Annotated in this window: 26 protein-coding genes and 1 tRNA gene; 11 read left to right on the forward strand and 16 right to left on the reverse strand. The window is 74.5% G+C overall.

The annotated features are described in order from the left end of the window. Positions 1 to 10: 10 nt before the first annotated feature. A complete protein-coding gene (locus ACFVQZ_RS31450; protein ID WP_383628139.1) occupies positions 11 to 2,575 on the forward strand; it encodes a phosphoribosyltransferase in 2,565 nt (854 codons plus the stop codon). After that, a complete protein-coding gene (locus ACFVQZ_RS31455; RefSeq protein ID WP_030495310.1) occupies positions 2,572 to 3,396 on the forward strand; it encodes a hypothetical protein in 825 nt (274 codons plus the stop codon). The genes ACFVQZ_RS31450 and ACFVQZ_RS31455 overlap by 4 nt, the downstream gene beginning before the upstream one ends. Before the next feature lie 3 nt (positions 3,397 to 3,399). Here ACFVQZ_RS31455 and ACFVQZ_RS31460 read toward each other — a convergent pair whose 3' ends face one another. Together ACFVQZ_RS31460 and ACFVQZ_RS31465 are read right to left on the reverse strand one after the other, a co-directional pair. Then, complete coding sequence (locus ACFVQZ_RS31460) at positions 3,400 to 3,627, reverse strand: zinc ribbon domain-containing protein (protein WP_383628142.1); 228 nt, start codon at positions 3,625 to 3,627, stop codon at positions 3,400 to 3,402. A gap of 60 nt (positions 3,628 to 3,687) precedes the next feature. Then, a complete protein-coding gene (locus ACFVQZ_RS31465) occupies positions 3,688 to 5,043 on the reverse strand; it encodes a hypothetical protein (RefSeq protein ID WP_383628143.1) in 1,356 nt (451 codons plus the stop codon). A gap of 180 nt (positions 5,044 to 5,223) precedes the next feature. Here ACFVQZ_RS31465 and ACFVQZ_RS31470 point away from each other — a divergent pair. Both ACFVQZ_RS31470 and ACFVQZ_RS31475 read left to right on the forward strand, forming a co-directional pair. Further along, positions 5,224 to 5,298, forward strand: a tRNA-Val gene (locus tag ACFVQZ_RS31470). 232 nt (positions 5,299 to 5,530) lie between these two features. Further along, positions 5,531 to 6,064, forward strand: coding sequence for a DUF4231 domain-containing protein (locus tag ACFVQZ_RS31475; protein WP_081959137.1), 534 nt, complete (start codon positions 5,531 to 5,533; stop codon positions 6,062 to 6,064). A gap of 13 nt (positions 6,065 to 6,077) precedes the next feature. On the opposite strand, the gene ACFVQZ_RS31480 is transcribed toward ACFVQZ_RS31475, so the two are convergent. Next, complete coding sequence (locus ACFVQZ_RS31480) at positions 6,078 to 6,836, reverse strand: GntR family transcriptional regulator (protein ID WP_030495302.1); 759 nt, start codon at positions 6,834 to 6,836, stop codon at positions 6,078 to 6,080. Between the two features lie 191 nt (positions 6,837 to 7,027). Between ACFVQZ_RS31480 and ACFVQZ_RS31485 the strand changes: the two genes are divergently transcribed. Together ACFVQZ_RS31485 and ACFVQZ_RS31490 are read left to right on the forward strand one after the other, a co-directional pair. Next, on the forward strand, positions 7,028 to 7,249 hold the full coding sequence (locus ACFVQZ_RS31485; RefSeq protein ID WP_030495301.1) for a hypothetical protein: 222 nt from the start codon (positions 7,028 to 7,030) through the stop codon (positions 7,247 to 7,249). A gap of 64 nt (positions 7,250 to 7,313) precedes the next feature. Then, on the forward strand, positions 7,314 to 7,550 hold the full coding sequence (locus ACFVQZ_RS31490) for a DUF2277 domain-containing protein (RefSeq protein ID WP_383628146.1): 237 nt from the start codon (positions 7,314 to 7,316) through the stop codon (positions 7,548 to 7,550). 9 nt (positions 7,551 to 7,559) lie between these two features. On the opposite strand, the gene ACFVQZ_RS31495 is transcribed toward ACFVQZ_RS31490, so the two are convergent. The 5 genes from ACFVQZ_RS31495 to ACFVQZ_RS31515 form a co-directional block, all read right to left on the reverse strand. Next, positions 7,560 to 8,192: a VTT domain-containing protein gene (locus ACFVQZ_RS31495; protein ID WP_030495299.1), complete on the reverse strand. Its 633-nt coding sequence runs from the start codon at positions 8,190 to 8,192 to the stop codon at positions 7,560 to 7,562. A gap of 117 nt (positions 8,193 to 8,309) precedes the next feature. After that, positions 8,310 to 8,789, reverse strand: coding sequence for a DoxX family protein (locus ACFVQZ_RS31500; protein ID WP_383628148.1), 480 nt, complete (start codon positions 8,787 to 8,789; stop codon positions 8,310 to 8,312). A 306-nt stretch (positions 8,790 to 9,095) separates the two neighbouring features. Then, complete coding sequence (locus ACFVQZ_RS31505; protein ID WP_383628150.1) at positions 9,096 to 9,746, reverse strand: HNH endonuclease family protein; 651 nt, start codon at positions 9,744 to 9,746, stop codon at positions 9,096 to 9,098. Between the two features lie 504 nt (positions 9,747 to 10,250). Beyond that, on the reverse strand, positions 10,251 to 10,919 hold the full coding sequence (locus ACFVQZ_RS31510) for an HAD-IA family hydrolase (RefSeq protein WP_030495296.1): 669 nt from the start codon (positions 10,917 to 10,919) through the stop codon (positions 10,251 to 10,253). 155 nt (positions 10,920 to 11,074) lie between these two features. Next, the gene (locus ACFVQZ_RS31515; protein ID WP_383628152.1) at positions 11,075 to 12,100 is read right to left on the reverse strand and encodes a peptidoglycan-binding protein; all 1,026 of its coding nucleotides are present in this window, start codon (positions 12,098 to 12,100) and stop codon (positions 11,075 to 11,077) included. A gap of 213 nt (positions 12,101 to 12,313) precedes the next feature. Between ACFVQZ_RS31515 and ACFVQZ_RS31520 the strand changes: the two genes are divergently transcribed. Continuing rightward, positions 12,314 to 14,440, forward strand: coding sequence for a DHA2 family efflux MFS transporter permease subunit (locus ACFVQZ_RS31520; protein WP_383628154.1), 2,127 nt, complete (start codon positions 12,314 to 12,316; stop codon positions 14,438 to 14,440). 152 nt (positions 14,441 to 14,592) lie between these two features. After that, positions 14,593 to 15,006, forward strand: a complete 414-nt coding sequence (locus ACFVQZ_RS31525; RefSeq protein ID WP_383628156.1) for a hypothetical protein — start codon at positions 14,593 to 14,595, stop codon at positions 15,004 to 15,006. A gap of 17 nt (positions 15,007 to 15,023) precedes the next feature. Here ACFVQZ_RS31525 and ACFVQZ_RS31530 read toward each other — a convergent pair whose 3' ends face one another. Then, entirely contained in the window at positions 15,024 to 15,509 is a 486-nt protein-coding gene (locus tag ACFVQZ_RS31530) for a GNAT family N-acetyltransferase (RefSeq protein ID WP_030495292.1), read from the reverse strand. Positions 15,510 to 15,591: 82 nt separating this feature from the next. Further along, positions 15,592 to 15,927, reverse strand: coding sequence for an antibiotic biosynthesis monooxygenase (locus tag ACFVQZ_RS31535; RefSeq protein ID WP_030495291.1), 336 nt, complete (start codon positions 15,925 to 15,927; stop codon positions 15,592 to 15,594). A 12-nt stretch (positions 15,928 to 15,939) separates the two neighbouring features. On the opposite strand from ACFVQZ_RS31535, the gene ACFVQZ_RS31540 reads away from it, so the two are divergent. After that, positions 15,940 to 17,100, forward strand: coding sequence for a serpin family protein (locus ACFVQZ_RS31540; protein ID WP_383628159.1), 1,161 nt, complete (start codon positions 15,940 to 15,942; stop codon positions 17,098 to 17,100). A 10-nt stretch (positions 17,101 to 17,110) separates the two neighbouring features. Here ACFVQZ_RS31540 and ACFVQZ_RS31545 read toward each other — a convergent pair whose 3' ends face one another. From ACFVQZ_RS31545 to ACFVQZ_RS31555, 3 genes are all read right to left on the reverse strand, one after another. After that, positions 17,111 to 17,779 (reverse strand): O-methyltransferase, encoded by a 669-nt coding sequence (locus tag ACFVQZ_RS31545; protein WP_383628161.1) that lies wholly within the window; start codon positions 17,777 to 17,779, stop codon positions 17,111 to 17,113. Then, on the reverse strand, positions 17,776 to 18,948 hold the full coding sequence (locus ACFVQZ_RS31550) for a DUF2330 domain-containing protein (RefSeq protein WP_383628163.1): 1,173 nt from the start codon (positions 18,946 to 18,948) through the stop codon (positions 17,776 to 17,778). The genes ACFVQZ_RS31545 and ACFVQZ_RS31550 overlap by 4 nt, the downstream gene beginning before the upstream one ends. A gap of 61 nt (positions 18,949 to 19,009) precedes the next feature. Further along, on the reverse strand, positions 19,010 to 20,263 hold the full coding sequence (locus ACFVQZ_RS31555) for a cytochrome P450 (RefSeq protein WP_383628165.1): 1,254 nt from the start codon (positions 20,261 to 20,263) through the stop codon (positions 19,010 to 19,012). 258 nt (positions 20,264 to 20,521) lie between these two features. Here ACFVQZ_RS31555 and ACFVQZ_RS31560 point away from each other — a divergent pair, with 258 nt between their 5' ends. After that, complete coding sequence (locus ACFVQZ_RS31560; protein ID WP_030495286.1) at positions 20,522 to 21,700, forward strand: steroid 3-ketoacyl-CoA thiolase; 1,179 nt, start codon at positions 20,522 to 20,524, stop codon at positions 21,698 to 21,700. Between the two features lie 138 nt (positions 21,701 to 21,838). Then, positions 21,839 to 22,267: a hypothetical protein gene (locus ACFVQZ_RS31565; RefSeq protein WP_383628167.1), complete on the forward strand. Its 429-nt coding sequence runs from the start codon at positions 21,839 to 21,841 to the stop codon at positions 22,265 to 22,267. An 84-nt stretch (positions 22,268 to 22,351) separates the two neighbouring features. Here the strand turns inward: ACFVQZ_RS31565 and ACFVQZ_RS31570 are convergent, their stop codons facing one another. From ACFVQZ_RS31570 to ACFVQZ_RS31580, 3 genes are all read right to left on the reverse strand, one after another. Then, positions 22,352 to 22,753 carry a transglycosylase SLT domain-containing protein gene (locus tag ACFVQZ_RS31570; protein WP_030495284.1) on the reverse strand — a complete coding sequence of 134 codons (402 nt, stop codon included), beginning with the start codon at positions 22,751 to 22,753 and terminating at the stop codon, positions 22,352 to 22,354. A 304-nt stretch (positions 22,754 to 23,057) separates the two neighbouring features. After that, positions 23,058 to 23,912 (reverse strand): ECF transporter S component, encoded by an 855-nt coding sequence (locus tag ACFVQZ_RS31575; protein ID WP_383628169.1) that lies wholly within the window; start codon positions 23,910 to 23,912, stop codon positions 23,058 to 23,060. Next, on the reverse strand, positions 23,909 to 24,745 hold an 837-nt coding region (locus ACFVQZ_RS31580), incomplete at its 5' end, for an energy-coupling factor ABC transporter ATP-binding protein (RefSeq protein ID WP_383628171.1). The genes ACFVQZ_RS31580 and ACFVQZ_RS31575, both read right to left, overlap by 4 nt.

The following is a 24,745-nucleotide window of genomic DNA, read 5'->3' on the forward strand; positions in this document are numbered from 1 at the left end:
CTGCGGCGACGTGGTGTGGACCGGAACGTGGGTCGCGGAGCGACTCGGCGTCGAGCTGACCGGCGACGAGGAGCTGACCGCCCTCCTGGGCCTCGCCCTGCGCCGCAACCCCAAACGGGCCCACCTGCTCGTCTCCAGCGTCCTCGGCAAGCACGTGCCGCAGCACCCCTCCGTCGTCTACGGCTCCGGCCTCGGCCTCGGCCTGCGCGTCCGCGAACTCCTCGGCCCCGACGAGGCCGCCCGGGCCGTCGTCCTCGGCTACGCGGAGACCGCCACCGCCCTCGGCCACGCCGTCGCCGACGGCCTCGGCACCGCCCCGTACCTCCACTCCACCCGCCGCCCCGTCGCCGGCGCCGCCACCGCCGGCGGCTTCGAGGAGTCCCACTCCCACGCCACCTCCCACCTGCTGCTCCCGGAGGACCCGGAACTGCTGGCCGGGAAGGGCCCGCTGGTCCTCGTCGACGACGAGTTCTCCACCGGCAACACCGTCCTCAACACCATCCGCGGCCTCCACGACCGCCACCCCCGCGACCGGTACGTCGTCGTCGCCCTCGTCGACATGCGCGCCCCCGCCGACCGCGACCGGCTCACCGCCTTCGCTGCCGAGATCGGCGCCCGCGTCGACCTCGTCAGCCTCGCCGCCGGCACCGTCGCCCTCCCCGCCGACGTCCTGGAGAAGGGCCGGGAACTCGTCGCCCGCCACGAACCCGACGGCGCGACGGCCCCGGCCCCCCGCTCCCGCGGCGGCTACGCCGCCGTCGCCACCCCCGTCCGCGTCGACCTCGACTGGCCCGACGGACTCCCCGACGGCGCCCGGCACGGCTTCACGCCCGCCCACCGCGCCCGCCTGGAAGCCGCCCTTCCCGCGATGACCGACGCCCTCACCGAGGCGCTGGCCGCCGCCACCGCGGGCCCGGACCGCGCCCCCCGCGCCCCCCGCGTGCTCGTCCTCGGCTTCGAGGAGCTGATGTACGCGCCGCTGCGGCTCGCCGGCGCCCTGGAGGACGCCGGACTCGACGTCCGGTACTCCACCACCACCCGCTCACCCGTCCTCGCCGTCGACGACCCCGGCTACGCCATCCGCACCCGCCTCGTCTTCCCCGCCCACGACGCCCCCGCCGACGGCCCCGGCGAGCGGTACGCCTACAACGTGGCCGGCGGCGGCTTCGACGCGGTCGTCGCCGTCGTCGACTCGACCGCCGACACCCCCGAACTGCACGCCCCCGAGGGCCTCCTGGCCCAGCTCTCCGCCCACATCCCGCACGTCGTCCTGGCGGTCGTCCCGTCGTACGCACCGCGCGCAGCGGCGGCCGACGCCGGAGCCGCCGCGCCCGGGCGACCGGAGACCACCGCGTCCGGCACCGCACCCGCGTCCGACCCCGCATCCGAAGCGATCGGATCCGAAGCTCCCGAAAGGAGCTCCATGCTGCCCGAGCCCCTCCGCGGCCCCGCCTTCTCCTCGTACGCCCCCGAGGAGGTCGGCTGGCTGCTCCAGGACCTCTCGGACGTCGAGCTGGAGGCGCCCACCGAGGAACGCGAGGAAGCCATCCAGCGCGGCGGCGCCCACTACGCCGAGTCGCTGCCCGTCGAGTACCAGCCCAGCGCCCGCTACCAGGAGCTCTTCCACGCCGCCCTGGAGACCTCCGCCGCCCGCATCGCCCACGCCGTCGGCACCGTCACCGAGACCGTCCTCGCCGAGCGGTCCGCCCGCCCGGTCCTCGTCTCGCTCGCCCGCGCCGGCACCCCCGTCGGCGTCCTCATGCGCCGCTGGGCCCGCCACCGCCACGGCCTCGACCTGCCGCACTACGCCGTCTCCATCGTCCGCGGCCGCGGCATCGACGCCAACGCCCTGCGCTGGCTCGCCGCCCACCACGACCCGGCCGACGTCGTCTTCGTCGACGGCTGGACCGGCAAGGGCGCCATCACCCGCGAACTCGCCGCCGCGCTGCGGGAGTCCGAGGAGTTCGCCGGCTTCGACCCGGAGATCGCGGTCCTCGCCGACCCCGGCTCCTGCGTCCGCACCTACGGCACCCGCGAGGACTTCCTCATCCCGTCCGCGTGCCTCAACTCCACCGTCTCCGGCCTCATATCGCGCACGGTGCTCCGCGCCGACCTGGTCGGCCCGGACGACTTCCACGGCGCCAAGTTCTACCGCGACCTCGCCGCCGCCGACGTCTCGAACGCCTTCCTCGACGCGATCGAGGCCCGCTTCGACGAGGTCGCCGCCACCGTCGACACCGACGTGAAGGACCTCCTCGCCGCCGACCGCACCCCCACCTGGGAGGGCTGGGCGGCCGTCGAGCGCATCAGCGAGGAGTACGGCATCCACGACGTCAACCTCGTCAAGCCCGGCGTCGGCGAGACCACCCGCGTCCTCCTCCGGCGCGTCCCCTGGAAGATCCTCGCCCGGCGCGGCGCCGACGCCGACCTCGCCCACGTCCGCCTCCTCGCCGAACAGCGCGGCGTCCCCGTGGAGGAGGTCGACGGCCTCCCGTACACCTGCGTCGGCCTCATCCACCCCCAGTACACCAGGGGTGCGACAGGCGCCGACGGCAAGGCGGTGGTGTCCCGGTGACCACCGCCGCGCCCACCACGACGCTGGTCGCCAGCGACCTCGACCGCACCCTCATCTACTCGTCCGCGGCCCTCGCCCTCGGCATGCCCGACGCGCAGGCGCCCCGGCTGCTCTGCGTCGAGGTCCACGAGTCCAGGCCGCTCTCGTACATGACGGAGGAGGCCGCCGGACTGCTCGCCCGGCTCACCGCCGAGACCGTCTTCGTGCCCACCACGACCCGCACCCGCAAGCAGTACCAGCGCATCAGCCTCCCCGGCAGCACACCGGCGTACGCGATCTGCGCCAACGGCGGGCACATCCTCGTCGACGGCGTCACCGACACCGACTGGCACGCCTCCGTCGTCCGCAGGCTCGCCGACGAGTGCGCCCCGCTCGCCGAGATCCGCGCCGGGCTCCTCGCGACGACCGACCCGTCCTGGGTGCGCAAGCACCGGGTCGCCGAGGACCTCTTCGCCTACCTCGTCATCGACCGGGAACGGCTCCCGGAGGGCTGGCTCGACCGCTTCGGCGCCTGGGCCGGCGAGCGCGGCTGGACGGTCTCCCTCCAGGGCCGCAAGGTGTACGCGGTGCCGAAGCCGCTGACGAAGAGCGCCGCCGTCCGCGAGGTCGCCCGGCGCACCGGCGCCGCGCTCACCCTCGCCGCGGGCGACTCGCTCCTCGACGCCGACCTGCTGCTCGCCGCGGACCGCGCCTGGCGCCCCGGCCACGGCGAACTCGCCGACACCGCCTGGACCGCCCCCCACCTCGACGTCCTCGCGGAACGCGGCGTCGCGGCCGGCGAGGAGATCCTCCGCCGCTTCCGCGCCGCCGCGCTCGGCTGACCGTCAGCCGCAGCAACCCCCGCCGCAGCAGCCCCCGCCACCCCCGCCGCCGGCGGCGGGGGCCGGGCGGCCGGAACCGGAGGCCGTACCGCCGACGGCCACCGCCGACAGCAGCTTCACGGTGTCGTCGTGCCCGGCGGGGCAGGAGGCGGGCGCCGAGGACTCGGCCATCGGCCGGCTCAGCTCGAAGGTGTCACCACAGGTGCGGCAGCGGAATTCGTAACGAGGCATGACCCCAGGCTAACGGCCCCTCCGCCCCGCCAGGAGACCTCATGCGCCCCGCCATGAGGCCTAATGCGCCCCCGCGCCGCGCTCCTCACGGATCGCGGCGACGACCCGGGCGGCCTGGGCCCGTACCGCCTCCAGCTCCATCAGGAAGTGCCAGTAGTCGGGATGGCGCCCCTCCAGACCGTCGACCGCCCGGTCGATCCGCGCCACGGCCCGGTCCAGCGGCTCCGCGTGCCGCGGATCCGGCCGGGTACGGCTCTCCATGGCCAGCCGCTGCGCGTCCCGCACCGCGAACCGCGCCCGGTCCGTCTCCGCCTTCGGGTCCTTCGCGACCGCGTCCAGCCGCCGCAGCCGGTCACCGGCGGCCGCCACGGCCTCCCCGGTGGTGTCGAGCAGCGCCCGTACGGTCGACAGCAGCGCCGTCGCGTCCGGCCACCGCTGCTCGGCCCGCGCCGCGGTGGCCTCCGCCAGCCGCTCCTCGGCCTGCCGCACGGCCTCCGCGGCCTGGTCCGGCACGTGCTGGAGGTCCTGCCAGCAGGCCGCGGAGTACCGCCGGCGCAGCTCCGACAGCACCGGCTCGACGGCCTCCGCGCGCGTCGTCAGCGCCTCCGCCCGGGTCCGCAGCGACACCAGCCGCTTGTCGATCTCCGCGGCCCGCTCCGGCAGCCGCCCCGCCTCCGCCCGCACCGCCTCGGCGTCCCGCAGCACCCGGTCGGCCCGCTCCAGCGTCGCCGCGACCCCGTGCCGCCCGGCGCCCTCGTTGAGCCTGGTCAGCTCGGGCCCGAGCGCCGCCAGCCGCGCGGCCAGATCGTCCGCGCGCAGCCCCGCGTCCCGTACGGAGTCGAGCGCGTCGCTCGCCCCGCGCAACGCCTGCCGGGCCCGCTCCACGGCGGGCGCGAGCCGCGCCAGCTGCGTCTCGGCGCGCCCCACCAGCGGCGCCAGCCCGCGCTCGAACCCGTCCAGCTCCCCCTTGACCCGCTCCAGCTCCTCCCGCGCCCGGACCAGCTCCCGGCGGGCCCGCTGGGCGGTGCCGGCGTCGAGCTCGTCCCGGTCCAGGTCGTGCGCGTCGACCGCCGAGATGTACGCGTGCGACACCTCGTCGATCCGCCGCCCCAGCGCCTCGAACCCCTCGACGGCCCGCAGCGCCTCGGGCGACCCGTCGACGGCGGTGATCGTCTCCATGGTGATCCGCAGCCCCCGCTGGGCGGTGTCCAGCTCGTAGAACGCCGCGGCCGCCGCGTCCTTCGCCGCCTGCGCCTCGGCCCGCTGCCCCTCGCCCCGCCCCCCGAACCACCGCCGGCCGCCCCCGCCGGCGAACGACTGCGACACCAGCGCCCCGACGAGCACCGGCAGCACCAGCGCGAGCCCCACCACCGACCCGCCCCCGGACGCCGCCCCACCCCTCACGTCGCTCGCCACGTCCCTCTCCCGCGTCTCTCCGAACCGCCCGCAGCCCGGACGCCCATTCTCCCACCCCCAGAGGACGAACACACGACCCGATCAGTTCACCCCACCCCCTCACCCGACCGCCCGCGACCCCCTCACCCGACCGTTTGCGATCCGCCCATCCCCTCCGTGTAGGCTGTTGACTTCTCCCAAGGGTGCGTAGCTCAGGGGTAGAGCGCTGCTCTTACAAAGCAGATGTCGGCGGTTCGAAACCGTCCGCGCCCACCAGCAGGTAGATAGACAAAGGCCCAGGTCACCGGTACTGAACCGGGAGCCTGGGCCTTGTCCGTTCTCCGGGTCGGGGAGGGGGGGAGGGGGCGGATGCCACTCGCATGCCACGTGCCCGTGGGGCTGGGGTGCAGCGGGCGGCGGGGTGTGGGTTGACGGGTGGGGTGGGGGTGGGTGTACTGCGGGGATGGTTGAGGTGGGGGACGCGCCTGAGGTGTTGGGCGGCGGGGAGATGACGGCGCAGCGGTACGTCGAGGGGCGGCTGGCGCAGTATCAGGAGTGGTACGACGTCAAGGCGACGCGGATGAAGGCGATGCATCTGCGGATGCGGACCGTCTCCGTCGTCGGCGGGGCGCTCGTGCCGGTGTTCGTGAATGTCGACGCCGGGTTCGCGCGGGTCACGGCGACCGTGCTGAGCGTGGTCGTGGTGGCGGCCGTGTCGCTGGAGAGCGTGTTCCGGTACCGGGAGCAGTGGAAGAACTACCGGTCCACCGAGCAGTTGCTCGGGCACGAGCGGATCTACTTCGAGGCGCGGGTCGGGCCGTACCGGGAGCTGTCGAAGCGGGAGGCGTTCGGGCTGCTGGTCGCCCGGGTCGAGAAGGCCATCGCCAATGAGAACGCCGCCACCCTGAACGTGATGACCCTCGGGGGGCAGGTCAGTGCCGATCTTCAGGGAGGCGGCGGTGGTGGGGGGCAGGCCGCCAAGGCGGGTGCGGGTGGGGGTGACGGGGCCGTGGTGGTCGTGCCTGCGCCTCGGGAGGGGTGACCGTGCCGGGCGGTCACGCTTCGAAGTCGTATTCCAGGATGTAGGACGACGCGTCCAGGGTCATCTCGTTGACCTCGACCGGCCGGCCCGGCGCCGTGAACGCCGTGCGGCCGATCAGGACCACGGGCGTGCCCGGCGGGAGCGTCAGGCGGTCGGTCTCCTCGGCGGTCGGCATCCGGCAGCGGATCTCCTCGCGGAAGCGGACCGGGCGCTGGCCCAGTTCGGCGAGGCGGGCGTACGTTCCTCCCGGGCCGGTGTCCGGCCGGGTCACGGGCGTGCCGCGCACCAGGTCGGCGGCGAGGTACGAGACGGAGAGCAGGACCGGCCGGCCGTCCAGGACGAAACGGCGGCTGCGGACGCACACGGGGTCGTGCGGCGCCAGGTCCAGCGCGTGCGCGATCCGCGGCCCCGCCTCCTCCTCCGCCACGGTCACCTGGTCCACCACGAGGGCCCGGTCCTCGATCTCCGCCGCCCACACCGACCGGCCCGCGCCCCAGCCCTCGCCGGACAGCCGCGGAACGCCGCGGCGGCGCAGCGGGCGGAACGAGCGGACGAAGACGCCGGCGCCCTTGCGGGCCTCCGTGAGCCCCTCGCCGCGGAGCACCGCGAGCGCCTGGCGGGCGGTCATGCGGGCCACCTCGTACGTGGACATCAGGTCGTTCTCGCCGGGGAGCCGGTCGCCCGGCGCGAAGTCGCCGCACTGGATCGCCGTCCTCAACTCGTCGGCGATGCGCTGGTACTTGGGCCGACGGGTGCCCTCCTGATCAGTCACGGGTGGACCACTCCCTTCGTCTGCGGGACACCCTAAGGGGCTCGCCGCGGCCAGGGTGCACACGTGTGCGCCGTCCCGCCCCCGTGATCCATCCATCGGGGGACATCTCTAGAGATACGTTGACAGGGCGGGGTCTCCGCGTTTCCCTGGGTGTCCCCCACGCAGCAAGCGGAACCGGACGGAGGGGTTGCGTGCAGCCAGTGCCCGAGGTCGGCGACCTCGTCCGCGACACCGCCACGGGGCGGGTCGGATTCTTCGTGCGGAGCACCTCCGGACGCTTCCTCATCCGCGCCGTCCACGGCGGCGCCGAATGGGAGGCCGAGCCCGGCGACGTCCAGCTCGCCACCCCGCTGCGCGAGCTCCGCGCCCGCGCCGCCGAGATCAACGCACGCAGCCGGCGCGGGCTGAACTGACCCCGGGGGAGGAGCGCGGTCCGCGCTCCGCGGCGTTGTCAGTGGCGGGGGTCACACTGGAGACATGTGCCGAAGCATCAAGACGCTCCGCCCGCCCGTCCTGCCCCACGAGGCCACCCAGGACGACATCCGCGCCGCCGCGCTCCAGTACGTCCGCAAGGTCTCCGGCTTCCGCGCCCCCGCCGCGCACAACCGGGAGGTCTTCGACCGTGCCGTCGACGAGATCGCCGACGCCACGGCCCGGCTCCTCGCCACCCTGGAGGTGAGAGGCGTCAGCACGCACCGGAGCCAGGAGGTGTAGCAGCTTCGGTCAGGCCGCCGGGGCCGGGGCCGCGCCCGGGCGGCGTATCAGGTAGCCGGCCAGGCCGCCCGCCAGCAGCAGCGCCAGGGTCGACACGCCCGCGCTGAACCACGTCGCCCCCAGCCACGCGCCGCCCAGCCAGCCGAGCCCCACGCTGTACGAGGCCCACACCACCGCCGCCAGGGCCGACCACGGCAGGAACTCCTCGGGGCGCCGCCGCGCCGCGCCCGCGCCCAGGGAGACCACCGAGCGGCCCGCCGGCGCGAACCGGGCCAGCACCACGATCAGGCCGCCGCCCCGGGCCAGGGCGGTGCCGAGACGTTCCCGCGCCACGGTGAGGCGGCGGGAGCGGGCTATCGCCCGGTCCAGACGCCGGCCGCCGCGGAGCGCCAGCCGGTACGCGAGGAAGTCGCCGAGCATCGAGGCCGCCGCCGCGGTGAGCAGCAGCGGGAGCAGGGACGGTACGTCCGCGGGCGCCGTGGCCGCGCCGAGGGAGGCGGAGGCGGCCGTGGCGGCAGAGATCACCAGGAAGCCGCTCGGCAGCACGGGCAGAAAGACGTCGAGCAGGATCGACGTCGCCACCACCGGATAGATCCACGGGCCCGCGGTCAGCGACCTCAGCGAGCCCATGCTGTCGAGCAGATTCACAGGGCGAGAGCCTACGCGCCGACCCCCGGACCCCCGCCGGGTGGGTGCCGACGGGGGTTTTAGGGGACTGCGGGGGCTGTGGGGGTAGCCCCGAGGGGGGCGGTGGGCCCGTCAGGCGGGCAGCGGCGTGCTCTGCTGCTTCTCCGGGTCCTCATCCTGGGCGTTCCGGGGGGTCGCGGGCGACTTGGTGCCGAAGAGGCTGTCTATCGCGAGGGCGCCCGGGCCCGTGAAGATCAGGAGGGCGAAGGCCCAGCAGAAGAGGGCCGCGGTCTCGCCGCCGTTCTGGAGCGGGAAGAGGGCCTCGGGCTGGTGCGCCCAGAAGTACGCGTACGCCATCGAGCCGGAGGCGAGGAACGCGGCGCCGCGGGTGCCGAGGCCGACGAGGACGAGCGCGCCGCAGACGAGCTGGATCACCGCCGCGTACCAGCCGGGCCAGGTGCCCGTGGGCACGGTGCCGCCGCCCATCGCGCCGCCGAGGACGCCGAACAGCGAGGCCGCGCCGTGGCAGGCGAAGAGCAGGCCGACGACGATCCGGAACAGGCCGAGGGCGTACGGCTGCGCCTGATGCAGGCGGTGGTTCAGGGTGCTCATGGTGGGGGGCTCCTTCGGTCGGCCCGGCCCGGCTGGGACGGGCGGTGGGGGACTGGTACCGAACGGCCGCCAGGTTAGGCATCCCTGATAAGTACTTGCAAGTTCAAACATCTCGTGGCGCGGGGGCGCCCTCAGGGAGGCCACTCTGGTCTGGACCAGATGGTCTGGACCAGGGTGGCGCAGGTCTGGACCGGAGGGAGCGTCGATTTCAGGCCGTTCCCGGGGTGGTCCCTGACGCCGTGCTTACGCGGCGTCAGGAACCCTGTCGGTGGCCGGTATCGGCAGCTCCGGTCGGCGGTCGTGGGCTCAGCAGCCGTTGAGGACCGACTGGAGCGCGCTCTTCTCCGCCGAGTCGACGCTGAGGTTGTAGTGGTACTTCACGTGCACCCAGGCGCGGGCGAACGTGCAGTGGTAGGCGGTCCGCGGCGGCATCCACTCGGCCGGGTCCAGGTCGCTCTTCGCCTGGTTCACGTTGTCGGTGACGGCTATGAGCTGCGGCCGGCTGAGGTCGTTGGCGAACGCCTGGCGCTGGCTGGTCGTCCAGGAGTTGGCGCCCGAGCGCCACGCCTCGGCGAGCGCGACGACGTGGTCGATGTCGAGATCGGAGGCGGCGGTCCAGGTGGCGCCGTCGTACGGCGAGTACCAACTGCCGCTGACGGAGGCGCAGCTGGAGTCGGTCACGACGTTCGAGCCGTCCCGCTTGAGGACGGTCTCGCGGGTGTTGCAGGTGCCGGACTGGGTGATCCAGTGCGGGAAGAGGTCCCGGCTGTACCCGGTGAGGGAACCTTCCGCCTTGACCGTGAGGGAGGCGAGGTAGGTGCGGGCGGTGGCGGCGCTGACCGGCGTCGGCATCGCGGCCTGTGCGGAGGGCGCGGCGGTGACGAGACCGGTGAGGGCGAGGGCGGCGGTGGAGGCGAGCACGGCGGCTCGACGCGCGTAGACCTTGCCGACAGGCATGGGGACTCCCTTGATTCGGTGGGGCCGTGGCGGTTCGGCCGGCCCCGTGCGGTACCGGGCGGCGCCCGGTCATCGTGGTGGCGCGAGGTTGCGGTGCGGGATGCGCCAGGTAACAGGGTGGCGACATGAACACGTCACATCAAGGGGTGTGGCGTGCCCTGACGGAGCGTCGGATTCCGCCGGGCGGCGGCGAGTTCCCCCGGAGCGGGCGGAGGAGGGGGCGGAGGGGGGGCGGAGGGGGCGGGTGCGCCGCGGGTCGGCCGTGGGTGCTGTCGGAGTCGGCGGTACGGCTCCGAGGGCGGGGGCGCCCCGGGTCCGGCGCCGCGCAGCGGCGGAGCGCGCCGGCTCCGCCCGGACGTCAAGGCGGTACGGGCGCGGCGTGCTGACCGGGTCGTCGGCGGGGTGGCGGCGGGAAGGGGTGCCTGTGCGCGGAACCCGCCCGGAGGGGTCCGGGCGGGTTCCGTGTGAGCTCGTATCGGGTGGCCCGCAGGGGGGCCGGGTGCGTCAGGCCGGGAAGGCGGTGAGGGTGATCGTGCCGGTGGGGGTGGCGGTGACGCGGAGCGAGGTGAGGTCCGGGACGTGGACGTCCGGGGCGAAGGCCGCCGCGCGGGGGCCGACGCCCACGACGCGCATGCCGGCCGCCTTCGCCGCCCGGATGCCGGCCTCGGAGTCCTCGAACGCCACGCACTCGGCCGGTTCGACGCCCAGTTCCGCCGCGCCCTTGAGGAAGCCCTCCGGGTCCGGCTTGCTCGCGCCGACCTGCTCGGCGGTCACCCGGGTGACCGGCATCCGCAGGCCCGCCGCGCCCATCCGGGCCTGGGCGAGGGTTTCGTCGGCCGAGGTCACCAGGGCGTGCGGGAGCGCGGCGATCGCGTCCATGAAGGCGGGGGCGCCGGCGACCGGCACGACGCCGTCGAGGTCGGCGGTCTCCTCGGCGAGCATCACCGCGTTGTCGGCGTGGTTCTCGGCCATCGGACGGTCGGGGAGGAGGACCGCCATCGTGGCGTAGCCCTGCCGGCCGTGCACCACCTTCAGCACCTCGTCCGGGTCCAGCCCCTGGCGGTCCGCCCAGCGGCGCCAGCAGCGCTCCACGACGGCGTCCGAGTCGACCAGGGTGCCGTCCATGTCGAGCAGGAGGGCGCGGGCGGTGAGCGTTGCCGGGGTGGCGGCCATGGGGTCTCCAGGGGGTGGTGCGGAGAACGAAGCGGTCCCGCCCGCCGGTCAGGGAGTACGGGCGGGGCCACTTTGTTTCTTCACGATACAAAACCGGGGGCGGTCCGCGCCACCCGCCCCCGCCACCCGCCCCCGCCGGCCGCCCCCGCCTCCCGTCAGCGGTACTCGCGCCTCGTCGCGTGCTCCAGCTCCCGCCGGGTCTCCGGGCCGTACACGCCCTCCGGGTCCCCCAGGCGCCAGAACCGGCTCTGGTACTGGATCAGCGCCGCGCGCAGCCCCTCGTCGAAGACGCCGTCGGGCTCCTCCAGATAGACCCAGAGCAGGCGCAGGCGTATCTGCAGCTCCTCCACCTCCGGGCCCGTGTCGCCGAGGCTCAGCGTCGCGCCCTCGGGGGCGTCCGTCCGGGTCGGGGTCGGGGACGCGCTGGTCGGCGCCGCGGAATGCGCGGGCGCCGAGGTCGCCGGACCGGACGGCGCCCCGCCTCCGGTCGCCGAGGGCGCGGCGCCCTCCGTCGGGCGCGCCACCGGCTTCTCCGACACCGGCGCCGACGGGGACGAGGACGCCGAAGGGGACGCCGTCGTGGGCGTCGCGCTCGCGGAGGACGGAGGCGCGGACGGCGTCCGGGACGCGGTGCGGCTCGGCGTCGGGGTCGGCGTCGCGGACGACGGGGACGGCTCCTCCGAGACGGCCAGGTTCAGGGACGCGCTGGTGGTCACCTCGGGCACCATCGCCCGGCCGTCCGGCTCCTCGCCGCCGCCCAGCACCGCCGCCGCCAGCGCCGCCGTGCCGACGACCGCCGCCGCCGCGACGCCCACCACCAGCCCGCCGCGCCGCCTGCGCCCCGGCTCGCGCCGCGCCCCCGGACCGCCCCCGTGGTCCCCGCCCCCGACGCCGCCGAGCAGCAGCGGCATCGTCGCGTCGGCCCCGCCCTCGGAGCCGTACGGCGCGAAGCCGTGATCCTGGGGGCGGTGACCCTCGGGGTGGGCCGGCATGTCGTGGCCGTACGGGGCGCGCACCGCCCTGAGCTGCGCCGTCGGCGGGTCGCCCGCCTCGTCCCGCATGCCGTCCGGCATCCCGTCCGGCATTCCGCCCGGCGCGCGGTGCGGCCCCTCCTGCTCCTGCGCGTCGAGCGTCACGTACGGCCGGATGCGGAGCGGGTCGTAGTCCTCGGCCGCCGCCATCTCCGCGTACGCGCAGGCGCAGCCCGGTCTCCGACCACCGCATTCAGGACATGCCTGTCCGGTCATGATCTGTCCCCTCCCCATGCAACTGGGGGTGATTATGCAGGCCACCCCATGCCGCCGGGTGAACACACGGACCCCTCCGCAGGCCATATCCGGACATTCGTCCCAGGATGGAGAACACGCCCGGCAGCGACGCGCAGGGAGACGCTCATGGCCCAGGAGACCAGCCCGCCCGAGCCCGGCCGCGAGCCGGCGCGATCACCGAAGGCGCAGGCACCGGCGCAGGCACCGGCAGACGCCGCGGGACCCGCGCCCGGCGAGGGCCAGAGCCGCCGCACGGTCCTCGTCGCGATCGGCGCGCTGCTCCTCGGCATGCTGCTCGCCGCGCTCGACCAGACCATCGTCTCCACCGCCCTCCCCACGATCGTCAGCGAGCTCGGCGGCATGGAGCACCTCTCCTGGGTGGTCACCGCCTACATGCTCGCCTCCACCGCCGCGACACCCCTGTGGGGCAAGCTGGGCGACCAGTACGGGCGGAAGAAGCTCTTCCAGGGCGCGATCGTCCTCTTCCTCATCGGCTCCGCCCTCTGCGGCATCGCCCAGAACATGCCCCAGCTCATCGCCTTCCGCGCCGTCCAGGGCCTCGGCGGCGGCGGTCTCATGGTGCTGTCGATGGCGATCGTCGGGGACCTCGTACCGCCCCGGGAGCGCGGGAAGTACCAGGGCCTCTTCGGCGCCGTCTTCGGCGCCACCAGCGTCCTCGGCCCGCTGCTCGGCGGCTTCTTCACCGAGCACCTGTCCTGGCGCTGGGTCTTCTACATCAACCTCCCCATCGGCGTCGTCGCCCTCTTCGTCATCGCCGCCGTCCTGCACATCCCGGTCCGCTCCACCCGCCACACCATCGACTACCTCGGCACCTTCCTCATCGCCTCCGTCGCCACCTGCCTCGTCCTCGTCGCCTCCCTCGGCGGCACCACCTGGGACTGGGGATCGCCGCAGATCATCGGGCTCGCCGTGCTCGGCGCCGTGCTGCTCGTCTGCTTCGTGGCCGTCGAACGGCGGGCCGCCGAACCCGTCCTCCCGCTCAAGCTCTTCCGGATCCGGACCTTCACCCTCGTCTCCGTCATCAGCTTCGTCATCGGCTTCGCGATGTTCGGCGCGATGACCTACCTGCCGACCTTCCTCCAGGTCGTCCAGGGCGTCAGCCCCACCATGTCCGGCGTCCACATGCTGCCGATGGTCGTCGGCATGCTGCTCACCTCCACCGCCTCCGGCCAGATCGTGTCGCGGACCGGCCGCTGGAAGGTCTTCCCGATCGCCGGCACCGCCGTCACCGCGCTCGGCCTGCTGCTCCTCAACGAACTCACCGAGACGACGCCCACCTGGCAGATGAGCCTGTACTTCTTCGTCTTCGGCGCCGGACTCGGCCTCGTCATGCAGGTCCTCGTCCTCGTCGTGCAGAACGCCGTCGGCTACGAGGACCTGGGCGTCGCCACCTCCGGAGCGACCTTCTTCCGCTCGATCGGCGCCTCCTTCGGCGTCGCCGTCTTCGGCACGATCTTCACCAACCGGCTCACCGGCAAACTGGAGGACGTCTTCGCCCGGGCCGCCGACAGCGGTACGCCGCTCCCGCCGGGCACCGGCGCCGGCCAGGTCGCCGCCGACCCGCGCGCCATCGCCCAGCTCCCGCCCGCCCTGCGCCCCGAGGTCCTGCACGCCTACGCCACGTCCATCACCGACGTCTTCCTGTACGCGGCGCCGGTCGTCCTCGTCGCCTTCGCCGTCGCCTGGTTCCTGAAGGAGGACCCGCTCCGCGCCTCCGTCACCGCGCCGGACACCAGCCAGACCCTCGCCTCCAACCCGGTCGAGCGCACCTCGTACGAGGAGGCGGCCCGCGCCCTGTCCGTGCTCGGCTCCCGCGAGGGCCGCAAGGAGATCTACGAGAAGATCACCGCCCGCGCCGGGCTCGACCTGAAGCCCGCATCCAGCTGGCTGCTGCTGCGCATCCGCCGCCACGGCGTCGTCGAACCGGCCCGGCTCGCCGAGACCGTCCCCGTGCCGCTGCGGGTGATCACCGACGCGGCCCGGGAGGTCGAGGAGCGGCGGCTCGCCCGCCGCGAGGGGCTGCACCTGCTCCTCACCGACGAAGGAGCCGAGACCGCCGCCCGCCTCTCCCGCGCCCGCGAGGAATCCCTCGCCGCGCTCCTCGGCGACTGGTGGGGCCCCGACCGGCCCACCGACCTCGTGCAGCTGGTCGAGGAGCTCAACACCGAACTCTGCGGCTCCGACGCGGAGCACCCCCGCGCCCCCGGACCGCCCCGCGACCACCGGCCCTGACGGGGCCTCAGGGGCGATCGGTGCGCTGTCCTGCCGAAGATCAACTTCAGTCACGGGGGGATGGACAGGATGAGCAGCCGGTCACGGACGCACCCGCCTCACCGGTCACCCCCGGCACGGACCCGGCGTCCGACACCGCCACGCCCGCCGCCGTGGACACGACGGCGGCGGCCTCCCCGAGCGGGCCCGCGGCCGGCACGGTCCGGTGGCAGGGGCCGCTGGTCATCACATACGTGGACGACAAGGACCTCGACGCCGCGCCGCCCGTGGAGTCCGAGATCGGCGGCGACAACGACTTCGCCGTCTACCCGTTCGGCGATCACATGCTGCGGCCCGACAACGGCGCCAAGGCGCCCGTCTGGGACGGGCCGAAGGCTCCGGCGCACGCCGACTGCGCGGGCGTCGTCGACACCCTCGGCACCTCGAACGACATCCGGCTGAAGACCGGTCTGACCGTGTGCGGCCGCACCGGCGACGGCCGGCTCGTGCGGCTGACCGTGAAGAAGCTCGACGGCCTCGCCAGCGACACCAGCGCCACCTTCGACGTCACCGTCTGGAACGGCTGACCCGGAGGGCCGGAGCGTCAGAGCTCCTTGCCGTACCAGATCTCCATGTACGGCCCCGTGCAGTACGCGGGGATCTCCGCGTACCCGTGCCGCACGTACAGGGCCCGCGCCTCGACGAGGTCGAGCCGGGTGTTGAGCACGGTCCGGCGGGCGCCGAGCGCGCGGGCGGCCCGCTCCAGGCCCTCCATCAGCAGGTCGGCGCCGCCGCGCCCCCGGAACGCGGGCCGGATGAACACCCGGGTCAGCTCGGCCCGTCCGGCGTCCAGCAGCACGATCCCGCCGCACGCGGCGGGCCGCCCCTCGTACCGCCCGACCAGGAACTCCCCGGCGGGCGGCGCGAGCAGGTCGAGCCCCTCGTCGATCATCGCGTCGTCGTACTCGTCCTCGCCCAGCACCCGCCCGTAGTAGCGGCCGGCGACATCGCCGAAGTAGTCGCGGCGCAGGGCGGTGGCGTCCGGGGTGTCGACGCGCTCGGGGCTGAAAGTCCAGGTCATGCGGGCCATTCTGCGGCCCGCACCCCCGGACGCGCCGCCGGATTACCGCGGCTCCCGCCCCGGCACGCGGGGACCCGCTCCCGGCGCGGGCCTACTTCGGCGCCGCCTGCTGCACGACCTCGAACGACCACAGCGTGGACCCGGACGCCGCCGGCTTCGGCCGCTCACCGCCGTCGCCGCCCTCGCCGCCCGAGGTGCCCTGGTGAGCGGCCTTCATGGAACCGCTCATCCACTTCTGGAAGTCCTCCTCGCTGCGCCACCGCGTGTACACCAGATACTGGTCGGTGCCCTCCAGGGGCCGCAGCAGCTCGAACCACTCGAACCCGTCGGACCCCTCGACGGCCCCGGCCCGCGAGGCGAACCGCTGCTCCAGCACCTCCCGCTGCTCGGCGGGCACGGTCAGGACGTTGATCTTCACGATGCTCATGGAGGGCAGGATATGACCCACGGTGCCGGAGTCCTCGAAGCGGAGGCGGTGCGGGAGCTGGCGCGGCGGTGGGTGGCGCGGCTGGGGGACGGGGACTTCGTGGTGTCGCCGGCCGGGTTGTGGCTGGCGCTCGGGGCGGCAGCGTCCGGGGCGCGGGGGCGGACCGGGGAGGAGCTGCGGGGGGTGCTCGGGGTCGCCGGCGAGGAGGCGGCCGGGGCCGTGGGCCGGGTCGGGCGGCGGCTCGTGGACGCGGGCGGGGTGTCGGCGGCGACGGGGGTGTGGAGCCGGGTGCCGGTGGCGGACGGGTTCCGGCGGGGGCTGCCGGGGGTGCGGTTCGGGGTGCTGCCCCGGGCGGCCTGGCACGACGTGCCGGACGCCGTCTTCGGAGCCACGGACGACGTGTCGCTCGGGGACGTGCCGGTGGACGCGCAGGCCGCGCTCGACGCGTGGGTGCGGGAGGCGACCGGCGGGCGGATCGCGCGGCTGCCGGTCGCGCTGGACGGGGCCGAGGAGCTGGTGCTGGTCAACGCGCTGGCCCTCACGGCGTCCTGGCAGGCCGGCTTCTCCCGGCGGCTGACCCGGGACGAGCCGTTCACCGACGGGCGCGGCGTGACCCGGCCCGTGCCGACGATGCGGCGGCGGATCCCGGCCGGCTGGGTGTGGTCCGTGGGCGGGGTGACGGTCGTCGAGCTGCCCTGCCGGGACGGGGTGCGGGTGCGGTTCGTCCTCGGGCCGGAAGGGGGCGGCGGGTCGCCCGCCGAGGTGCTGGCCGCCGCCTGGGCGGGCGCCGGGGCGCGGCGGGTGTTCGGGACCGGGGCCGTCGAGCTCCTGCTGCCGCGGTTCACGCTCCGGACGACGGGCGGCGACGTGCGGGGGCATCTGGCGGCGCTGGGCGTCACCCGGGCGCTGCGTCCCGGCGCCGACTTCTCGGGGATCTCCGGCACCGGTCTGTACGTCACCACGGTCGCGCAGTCGGCGCTGGTCGAGGTCGCCGAGGAGGGGGTGGAGGCCGCCGCCGTCACCCAGGTGGGGATGGCGCGGAGCGCCGCCCGGCCGCGCCCCGGGGCGGTGGAGCGGATCGCGTTCGACCGGCCGTTCGGCGTGGTGGTGCTGGACGCCGCCGGTGAGCTGCCGCTCTTCACCGGCTGGCGGTCCGGCGTTCCCGCGGGGTGACGGCGGTGGGCTAGCCGGTCACGCGGGCCAGGAGCAGGCCGTCGTAGCCCTTGGCGCCGACGGTCTGGACGGCGGTCGCGTCGAGGCGCGGTTCGGCGGCGACCAGGTCGAACATGGCGCGGGTGCCGGTGATCGACGGGTCGTCGGGGTGCTCGGTGGCGACCTCGCCGTTCCGGATCACGTTGTCGACGACGATCAGCGTGCCCGGGCGGGAGAGCTTCAGGGCCCACTCGACGTACCGCGGGTTGTTGGCCTTGTCGGCGTCGACGAAGACCAGGTCGAAGGGGGCGGCGCCCTCCTTCGCGAGCAGCGGGAGGGTGTCGAGGGCGGGGCCGGTGCGGACCTCGACGCGGTCGGTGAGGCCGGCCCGGGCGAGGTTGCCGCGGGCCACCTCGGCGTGCCGGGGGTCGTACTCCAGGGTGATCAGGCGGCCGTCGTCGGGCAGGGCGCGGGCCAGCCAGATGGTGCTGTAGCCGCCGAGGGTGCCGATCTCCAGGACGCGGCGGGCGCCCTGGATCCGGGCGAGGAGGTGGAGGAGCTTGCCCTGGGCGGGGGAGACGGCGATGTCGGGGAGGCCGGCGGCCCGGGAGTCGGCGAGGGCGGCGGTGAGCGCGTCGTCGGCGGGGACGAGGAGGTCGGCGAGGTACGCGTCCACGTCGGTCCACTGAGGGTTCGTCATGAGGCTGACGGTACTCGCCGGCGGCGCCTCGCCCGTACGGCCAGGGACACGGCCGTCGCGGCGAGCGCGAGGGCGCCGAGGGTGACGGTGAGCAGCCAGGCGGGGACGTCGCCGACCGTCAACAGGCGGTCGCGGTAGATGACGTGGCGGTACGGGGTGTCGGCGACGGCGCGCAGGACGTGGTCGTCGTCGATGCGGGAGGGGTCCGGGAAGCGCTGTTCCAGGACGGTGAGGTGGGCGGGCGCGCCGCCGGTGAGCGCGGCGACGGGGCCCTCGGGGTGGTCGACGCGGCCGGAGAAGGTGACCTCGGGGCGGTCGCCGCCGATCGCCGAGCGGGGTTCCATGCGGTGGTCGGCGAGGATCGCGAGGCCGAGGTTCTGCGGGGTGCGGGCGAGCCGGGAGAGGCGCATGGGGTAGACGAGTTCGGTGGAGGCGAAGGTGACGCGCAGCGGGGTGAGGTCGCCGTGCAGGGGCGCGTTCCGCTTCTCCGGTACGAGGCGGATGGCAACGTACTCCCACGCGCGGTCGACGTACGGCTGGAGTTCCGGGGTGAGGCGGTCGGGCAGGGCGAAGCCGTGGTCGCGCAGCCAGGTGGCGAGGGCGCCGGGGTCGGTGGCGGTGAGCCGGGCCACGTCGAAGGAGCCGAGCCGCTGGCGGCCGACGACGCCGACGGAGCCGTCGGGGGCGGTGGCGCCCGGGGCGTTGTGACCGCCGTACCAGCCGTCGAAGGGCCAGTCGCGGGAGCGGGGCCAGAAGTAGGAGCGGACGCGCCGTTCGGGGGCGGCGAGTTCGTCGATGCGGGCGAAGAGGTCCGGGTCGCCGAGGGTGACGTCGGCGCGGTGCGGCACGGGCATGACCCAGGCGGCCTGCCGGGCGTCGCCGTGGACGCGGAAGCGCATGACGACGGTCTCGGTCCGTCCGTCCCAGTGGACGGCGGCCTCCTCCTGGTCGACGCCGATGCGCTCCTCGGTACGGGTGATCATGGCGCCGCAGCCGCAGGCCCAGGCGGGCGCGACGAGCGACCCGAGCTGGAGCGCGAGCAGCGCGACGAGCGTCGTCAGGATCCTGCTGGTCCTGGTGGTCCCGGTGGTCCTGGTGGTCCTGGTGGTCCTGCTGGTCCCGGTGTTCCGGCTGTTTCCGGCGTTCTCTGTGGTGTGTGTCCCCCGCATGTCCGGTCGGACGTACGGGGGAGGGTTCCGGTTCCGGGTGGCCGCGCGGGGGGCCGGCGGGTCATGCCGTCGTGCGGACCCGGAGTTCCTTGACGCCGTTGAGCCAGGCGGCGCGCAGCCGGCGCGGTTCGCCGGCGAGGGCGAGGTCGGGCAGGGTGTCGGCGAGGGCGTCGAAGATCAGCTCGATCTCCTTCACGGCGAGGGCCTTGCCGAGGCAGAAGTGCGGTCCGCCGCCGCCGAAGCCGAGGTGCGGGTTGGGGTCGCGGGTGATGTCGAAGGCGTCGGGGTTCTCGAAGACCTCGGGGTCGCGGTTGGCGGAGGAGTAGAACAGGCCGACGCGGTCGCCCCGTTTGATCTTCTGGCCGCCGAGTTCGGTGTCCTGGGTGGCGGTGCGCTGGAAGGAGACGACGGGGGTGGCCCAGCGGACGATCTCCTCGGCGGTGCCGGCGGGGCGCTCGCGCCGGTAGAGGTCCCACTGGTCGGGGTGGGTGAGGAAGGCGTGCATGCCGTGGCTGATGGCGTTGCGGGTGGTCTCGTTGCCGGCGACGGCGAGCAGCAGGACGAAGAAGCCGAACTCGTCGGAGGAGAGGTTGCCCTGGCCCTCGGCGGCGACGAGCTGCGACACGATGTCCTGGGCGGGGCACTCCTTGCGCGCGGCGGCCATGTTCATGGCGTAGCCGATGAGTTCCATGGCGGATTCGACGCCGACCTCTTCGGTGATGGCGTACTCGGGGTCGTCGTACGCCACCATCTTGTTGGACCAGTCGAAGATCCGGGCGCGGTCCTCCTGGGGGACGCCGATGAGTTCGGCGATGGCCTGGAGGGGGAGTTCGACGGCGACCCGGGTGACGAAGTCGAAGGTGTGGCCGGGGTCCTCGGCGGCGGCGGCGCGGGCCTCCTCGGCGATCGCGCGGGCGCGGTCGCGCAGGGCGGTCTCCAGGCCGCGGATGGCGCGGGGGGTGAAGCCGCGCTGGATGATCTGGCGGACGCGGGTGTGCTCGGGAGGATCCATGTTGAGCATGATCAGCTTCTGGACGTCTATCTGCTCGCGTCCGATGTGCTCGTTGAAGCGGATGACGGCGGTGTTCTCGTTCGAGGAGAACAGTTCGGGGTGGGTGGAGACGTACTTGACGTCGGCGTGGCGGGTGACGGCCCAGTAGCCCTCGTCGTCGAAGCCGGTGATGCCGCGCGGCTGGGCGCACCACCAGACCGGGGCGGTGCGCCGCAGCTCCGCGAACTCGGGGAGTGGGACGCGGTCGCGGAGCAGGTCGGGGTCGGTGGCGTCGAAGCCCTCGGGGAGGTGGGGGCAGGTCATCGGCAACACGCTCCAATATCTGATGGACCATCAGAAGTTGCCGGGAAAGTTAGTAACGAGTTCTACAACTCGCAAGAGGCGCGGGTCGAATGCGCCCCCGTGACCCTCCTCCCGCACCGAACTCCTCCCTTCCGCACCCTTGCGTACCGGCGGTAGCAGTCAGCAGACTTCCCCCAGAACTAGAACGCGTACTAGTTCTCCCATGACGCCGACCGGCAGGTGCCGGGACACCCGCCCGGTCGAGGAGAGGACCAGCTCATGGCCGCGGAACCCGTCATCGTCGAAGCCGTACGCACCCCCATCGGCAAGCGCGGAGGCGCGCTCGCCAACCTCCACCCCGCCTACCTCCTGGGCGAGACCTACCGCGAACTCCTCGGCCGCACCGGCATCCCCGCCGACTGCGTCGAACAGATCGTCGGCGGCACCGTCACCCACGCCGGCGAGCAGTCCATGAACCCCGCGCGCACCGCCTGGCTCACCATGGGGCTGCCCTACGAGACCGCCGCCTCCACCGTCGACGCCCAGTGCGGCTCCTCGCAGCAGGCGAGCCACATGGTCGCCAACATGATCGCGGCCGGGGTCATCGACGTCGGCATCTCCTGCGGCGTCGAGGCCATGTCCCGCGTCCCGCTCGGCTCCGGCTCCAAGCACGGGCCCGGCAAGCCCTTCCCCGACGAGTGGAACGTCGACCTCCCCAACCAGTTCGAGGCCGCCGAGCGGATCGCCCGCCGCCGCGGCCTGACCCGCGAGCGGGTCGACTCCCTCGGCGTCATCTCCCAGGAGCGGGCCGCCGTCGCCTGGTCCGAGGAGCGGTTCAAGCGCGAGACCTTCGCCGTCCAGGTCCCGACCACCGAGGAGGAACAGCACGCCGGGCAGGGCATGTGGCGGCTGGTCGACCGCGACGAGGGGCTGCGCGACACCAGCATGGAGGGGCTGGCCCGGCTGAAGCCGGTCATGCCGACCGCCGTGCACACCGCCGGGAACTCCTCCCAGATCTCCGACGGCGCCGCCGCCGTGATGTGGGCCTCCAAGCGCATGGCCCGCGCCCTGAAGCTGCGCCCGCGCGCCCGGATCGTCGCGCAGGCGCTGGTCGGCGCGGATCCGCACTTCCACCTCGACGGGCCCGTCGACGCGACCCGCGCGGTGCTCGGCAAGGCGGGCATGTCGCTGCGGGACATCGACCTGGTCGAGATCAACGAGGCGTTCGCGTCGGTCGTGCTGAGCTGGGCGCAGGTCTTCGAGAAGGAGCTCGACGGGCTGGAGAAGGTCAACGTCAACGGCGGTGCGATCGCCCTCGGCCACCCGGTCGGCGCGACCGGCGCCCGCCTGATCACCACGGCGCTGCACGAGCTGGAGCGGACCGACAAGGAGTTCGCGCTGGTCACGATGTGCGCGGGCGGCGCGCTCGCGACCGGGACGATCATCCAGCGCCTCTAGACCCGGCAGGGGTGCCCGGAAACCGCGGGGTCCCGTCCTCCCCCGGGAGGCGGGGCCCCGCGCCCGCGCGCCGGGGAACCCGGGGGAGGGGGTCCGGCGTCCCCGGGGAGGTACGGACGCCGATCACGAGGGGGACGCATGGACGGACGACGCGTACGGACGGGGATCGTCGCGGCGGGCGCGCTGCTGGCGGGGTGCGCGCAGGAGCCCGCGGCCGAGGGGCGTACGGAGCGGCAGACCGCCGACGCGTACGTCCGGGCCCTGAACGACCGAGACGCCGCCGCGCTCGCGGAGCTCGGACCGCCCGGGTACGAGGACGTCGAGGCGGACGCCCGGAAGCTCGTCGCCGAGGAGGGCGGCAGGGGGCTGCGGGTCGAGACCGTCGAGGTGTCGCACGAGTTCGGCGACGACGTGGCGAGCACGCGGGTCGCCGGCACCGCGCGGGACGGCCGGCCCTTCAGCACGTACGTGCAGATGGCCCGGGAGGGCGGGGACTGGGTCGTCGCGCTCGGGCACGCCCCCGGGGCGCCGAAGGGCGACGACGTGGCGAGCACGGCCAGGCCCTGAACCCGGGCGCGGAAACGCCGCAGGCCCCGCCCCTCCGGACGGAGGGCGGGGCCTTGCGGGTGCGCGGGTGCGGCGTGGTGACTCTTAGTACCAGCCGTTGGCCTGCCAGAACGCCCAGGCGGCGTTCGGGGAGCCGTAGCGCTCGTTCATGTAGTTGAGGCCCCACTTGATCTGGGTGGCCGGGTTGGTCTTCCAGTCGGAACCGGCCGAGGCCATCTTCGAGGCCGGCAGGGCCTGGACCAGGCCGTAGGCGCCGGAGGAGGAGTTGGTGGCCTTGTGGTTCCAGCCGGACTCGTGCGAGACGATCTTGCTGAAGGCGGCGTACTGCGAGGCGGGCACGATCTGCCGGGCGATCTCCTGCGGGCTGGCGGCCGAGGCCGAGCCCGTCGTGCCGAGCACCGCGCCGGAGGCGCCGAGGAGGACGGCGGCCGTGGCGGCGAAGGTCTGCTTGCGGGCGGCGGCACGAGTGGTGAGCGAGCGGAACAAAACGTCTACCTAACGTCGGGGACTGGGTCGCGCCGGGCGTCCCGGCCGTTTCCGGCCGGTTTCGGCATGCCGGAACCAGGGCCCGGGGATTCCGGGAACTGGGGGGAACCGGCCTGCCGCGGTGCTGCGATGAGCACCTGCCGCCTGGCGACGTCCACAACAGAAACAAATCCCCGGGGGCGGCGCAACGGTCCCCTGTACGACGCGGGTTCGGACTCGGCGGGGTGCGGCACCCGCCGGACCCCCGGGTGTTTTCGCAGGTCACGCCCGCGAATGGGCGATTTGGGCGACTCGTCCCGTTCTACTATGTCCGGTCGTACGTGACGTGGGTCCTATGAGGCGCCTCACCCGCGGACCCCTCCGCAGGCCCCTCGAATGTGACCTGGGCCTCGAAGTTCGCCCGCCGCGTGGCCCTCCGCAGCGCCCGCAGCAGCGGCCCCCCGACCACGAGCGTCAGCACCACGGTGAGCGCCGCCCGGCCGAGGTCCCAGCCGAGCGAGGTGGCCAGCACGTACGCCGCGAACCGGACCAGGTTCTCGCCCGCCGGGGCGCCCGGCACGAAGGAGAGCCCCGGGGCCAGCGTGATCGTCACCCACCCGTACAGATTGGTGACCGTGCCGTACGCGAACGCCGCCGCGAAGCCGTACGCCGACAGCATCAGCAGCTCCCGCCGCCCCCGCACCCCCGCCGGCAGCAGCCCCGCGCCCATCGCGAACCAGCCCATCGCCAGCATCTGCGTCGGCATCCACGGCCCCACCCCGCCCGTGAGCAGCGCCGACGCGAACATCGTGACCGCCCCAAGCACGAAGCCGAAGCCCGGCCCGAGGACCCGGCCGCTCAGCACCATCAGGAAGAACATCGGCTCCAGGCCCGCCGTGCCCGCGCCCAGCGGGCGCAGCGCCGCCCCCACGGCGGCCAGCACCCCCAGCATCGCCACCGCCTTCGCGTCCATCCCGCTGTCCGCGATCGTCGCCACCACGACGGCGATGAGCAGCGGCAGGATCAGCGCGAAGAGCCAGGGCGCGTCGGCGGCGTGGTCGGTGACGGCGGCGCCCGCGTCCGCGAAGAGCGGCCAGCCGATGCCGGCCAGCCCCACGGCGGAGACGAGGACGAGGGCCGCGACCGAGCGCGGGCCCAGACGGATCGGGCGGGTCCTCACGGGCGCAGCGCCTCCTCCACCTGCTCGACGGTGAGCCACGGCCGGGGCGCCAGGACCTTCGCGACCTGCGGGGCGAAGGCGGGGGAGGAGACGACGACCTCGGCCGTCGGACCGTCCGCGACCAGCTCGCCGCCGGCGACGATCACCACCCGGTCCGCCAGCTCCGCCGCCAGCTCCACGTCGTGCGTGGCCAGCACGATCGCGTGCCCGGCGGCGGCGAGCGCCCGCAGCCGGCCGACCAGCCGGGCCTTCGCGGCGTAGTCCAGGCCGCGGGTCGGCTCGTCCAGGAGGACCAGTGGCGGGGCGGCGGTCAGCACCACGGCGAGCGCGAGCGCCAGCCGCTGCCCCTCGGACAGGTCCCGGGGATGCGTGGCGTCGGTCACCCCCGGTACGAGGTCCGCGACCAGCGCCCGGCAGGTCCCCGGCGGCGCGCCCGCGTCCGCGTCGGCGGCGGCGCACTCGGCGGCGACGGTCTCCGCGTACAGCAGGTCGCGCGGCTCCTGCGGGACCAGGCCGACCCGGCGGATCAGGGTGCGGGGGTCGGTGGCGTGCGGGGTGAGGCCGGAGACGCGGACGGTGCCGGAGGTCGGCGCGATCATGCCGACGAGGGTGGACAGCAGTGTGGACTTCCCGGCGCCGTTGCGCCCCATGAGCGCGACGGTCTCGCCGGCGCCGACGGTGAGGTCGACGCGCCGCAGCGCCTCGACCCGGCCCCGGCGGACGGCGAGCCGGCGCACGTCGACGAGCGGCGCGGCCGGATCGGGCGCGAGGCCGGGGGCGGCGGGGCGGGTGCGGCGCCAGGGCAGGCGGGTGCGGGCCGCGTAGTCGAAGGA

Origin of the sequence: Streptomyces sp. NPDC057854, assembly GCF_042797055.1 — a bacterium.
In the GTDB taxonomy this organism is placed as follows: Bacteria; Actinomycetota; Actinomycetes; order Streptomycetales; family Streptomycetaceae; genus Streptomyces.